Source organism: Nocardiopsis sp. TNDT3, assembly GCF_003427465.1.
In the GTDB taxonomy this organism is placed as follows: domain Bacteria; phylum Actinomycetota; class Actinomycetes; order Streptosporangiales; family Streptosporangiaceae; genus Nocardiopsis; species Nocardiopsis dassonvillei.
On record NZ_QPFC01000450.1, the window covers coordinates 1 to 3,275 of the forward strand.

General features: G+C 73.7%; 2 protein-coding genes. Both read right to left on the minus strand.

The features are described 5' to 3' along the window. Window positions 1-267: 267 nt before the first annotated feature. Entirely contained in the window at window positions 268-2,781 is a 2,514-nt protein-coding gene (locus tag DQW06_RS11860; protein ID WP_041552844.1) for a LuxR C-terminal-related transcriptional regulator, read from the minus strand. Between the two features lie 168 nt (window positions 2,782-2,949). Continuing rightward, on the minus strand, window positions 2,950-3,275 hold a 326-nt coding region (locus tag DQW06_RS11865; protein ID WP_198662428.1), incomplete at its 5' end, for a response regulator transcription factor.

Genomic DNA, 3,275 nt, shown 5'->3' on the forward strand with positions numbered 1-3,275 from the left:
GCCGACGCGGCCTCCCACCGGCCCCGGAGACCTCTCCGGGACTGACGTCCGCCGGAAACCGGTGTCACACCGGTGTTCGACGGCCGTTTCCGGGACCTCGACGACCGTGCCACCACAGTGCCACGAACGTGGTGTCCCATGGCTTGAAGCCTAGCGCGTTCACAGCCAGATGCACATGCATATTGCTATGCACATGCATATGTAGATTCGGTGCGGAAGCTGGTTCTCCCGGTGGCGAGCCGGGCTTAACAGGGCAGACCGGGCAGCTTAGTCCGAGCTCCGGTGGTGGCGTACCCACGAGGCGATCTGCGTACGCGAGTGGAAGCCCATCTTGCGGTTGATGTTGGCCACGTGCCGCGCCGCCGTCGAGGGGGTGATGAACAGCTCCCGGGCGATCTCCGGGTTGCTCCTGCCCCGGCTCACCAGGAGGGCCACCTCCAGCTCACGCGGGGTGAGCCGCTCCTCGGGGGTCACCGACTCCGGGTCCGGGGCGGGCCCTCCCCGCTCCCGGCGCCCGCGCGCGGGACGGCTGGGCGGCGCGGAGCGGCGCGACGGCGGGCGCCGCGCCTCCTCCGCCAGCTGCTCTCCCTCGCGGACCGCGTTCGCCAGGGCCAGCGTCCGGCCCTGCTCCCACCAGCCCACCAGCTGGCGGCGGCGCCGCCGGACCTTCTCCACGTCGGTGAACGGCCACGGCGCCTCGTGCGTGGACAGCCCCAGCCGCTCGCGCACGCTCATCGCCGCGCCCGCCAGGCGGCAGGAGCCCTCGCGCAGCCCCGCCCCGAACGCCACCCGGGCGATCGCGGTCAGGGCGCGCGCCGCGTCCGCGCGCTGGCCCGTCGAGTGGCTCAGCAGCAGCCCCTCGCTCAGGTAGTCGTAGGCCTGTCCCGTGGACCCCTGGGCGTGCGCGACCCGGCCGATCCCGGCCAGGCAGCGCGCCTCCTCGGCCGCCGCCCCGATCAGCCGCTGGGTGTCCAGCGCCTCCCGGTAGCAGCGGTCCGCCGTCAACAGGTCGCCGCTGGCCTCCGCCGCGTACGCCTGGCCCATGAGGGTGACTCCCACGCCCCACCGGTGGTCGATCCCGCGCAGCAGCGTCAGCGCGGCGTTGTAGTGGTGGTCGGCCGTGGGATGGTCGCCCTGCTGGGCGACCAGGGCCGCCCGGGTGCCCAGGGCGATCGCCTCTCCCCACAGGTCACCCGACTCACGGCACAGCCGCAGAGCCTCCTCCACCCGCACCGCGGCCTGGTCCGACACGCGGTCGCGCACCTCGACCAGGGCGAGCAGGTTGAGCGCGACGCGGACGAACACGTCGTCCCCGGCCTCGCGGCACAGCCGCAGGCCCTCCTCGCCCAGTGAGACCGCCAGCCCGTGGTCGCGCCGCACCCGCGCCAGCTGGGCCCGACCCACCAGCGCCCGCGCGCGTGAGGGAGCCTTGGCCGCGTCCTCCAGCTCCAACAGGCGGTCCATCCAGTGCGCTCCCTCGGAGTAGCTCTGGTGGCTCACCCAGTGCGCGGTCAGGCTGACGCACAGCCGCAGGCCCGGTTCGGCGGCGCCGTGCTCCAGCGCCCAGCGCAGCAGGGAGCGCAGCGTGTCGTACTCGGCGATCACGCGCTGGCGCCCGGAGTCGCGCTCGCTCCAGGGCATGACCCGGCTCGACTCCAGCTTCTGGCCCAGGTCCTCGGCCAGGCGCAGCATCCGGTCCAGGAGCCTCTCCTGGAACAGTTCCGCCTCGCCCGCCGCGACCAGCCGGGAGTGCGCGAACCGCTGCACGGCCTCGGGCAGCCGGTAGCGCACCCGGCCCTCGAACTCGCCGGTCACGGTGATCAGGGAGCGGTTCAGCAGGGACGTCACGAGGTCGAGGATGTCCGCTTCGGGCAGGGCCTCGTCGGCGCACACCTGCTCGGCCAGCTCCAGGTTCCAGCCCCGGAACACCGACAGGCGGCGCAGCAGCACCCTCTCGGCCTCGGGCAGCCCGCGGTACACGAAGTCCAGCACCACCGGCAGCATCTCGCTGCGCGGGACCGCCTGCCCCGGGCCGGGCTGGACCTCGGGGGAGGACAGGTGCTCGCGCAGCCCCTCCACCAGCACGGCGGGCCCCACCCCGGGCGCGCTCGCGCCCAGCGCCTCGATCGCCAGCGGGATGCCGCCCGCCAGGTCGCACAGCTCCGTCACGGTCTCCATCTCCTCGCGCGAGAGCGAGAAGCGCGGGTCGCGGGCGCGGGCGCGGTCCATGAACAGACGCACCGCCTCCGCGCCGGCCGGGTCGGGCTGGGGCCCCTTGCGCGCGGGCAGCGGCAGCGCCATCGGCGTCATCCGCCACACGGTGCCGCCCGACAGACGGACGGGGGTCTCGCTGGTGAGCAGGATCGACACGGACGGGCACGAGGCCAGCAGGGCCTCGCCGACCTCCGCCACCTGCTCGACGGCGTGCTCGCACGCGTCCAGCACCAGCAGCAGGTGGCGTTCGCACAGTGCCTCGGTCACCGTGACCGACAGCGGCTGCCCCGGCTCCTCCACCACGCCCACCGCGGCGGCCACCCGCGCGTACACCTCCAGGGTCGTGCGCGCGTCCGCCATGCCGACCATCCACACGCCGTCGGGGAACCACGCGGTGGACTGCTCGGCCACGCGTATCGCCAGACGCGTCTTGCCCAGGCCGTCGGTTCCGCTCAGCGTGACGGAGCGGCTGGAGCCGAGCAGACGGAGCAGGTCGCTCAGGTCCCGCTCACGGCCCACGAATCCGGTGCCCGGACGGGGGAGGTTGTGCCGCGCGGGCGCGGTCAAAGGTGCCATGGCCTTCACATGTAGGGGCTGTCGGGGGAGGTTCTCACCAGGGTTGGGGGGGAAGGTCGGCAGGGGCGGACGTCGTTGGTGTGGGCTCTGGTACCCGGAGTTCCTGTCTTAGCGGGTGCACGCGCACTGTGCAAGTGCGTCCCCTCGACCGGGGCCGTGTCAGCCACCGTCACCCGGGACGGCCCAGCCGGTCAACTGCGTCCTGGAGGAAATCGAGAGTTTTCTGAAGATGTTCGCGATGTGGCGGGCCGCCGTCGCGTGGCTGATGGTCAGCCGCTCGGCGATCTCGCGGTTGGACAGGCCCTCTTCGGCCAGTTCGGCCACCTCCCTCTCCCGGGGGGTCAGCGAATCCGGGCCCGAGGGCCCCGAGGACTGCGGCCGGGGGAAGGCCAGCGCGCGGTCGAGCACCTGCTCCAGCGGCAGGGGGCGCCACGCGTTCCACGCCTCGGCGGTGCGCGTGGCGCCCACGCGCCGCTCCGCCGCCG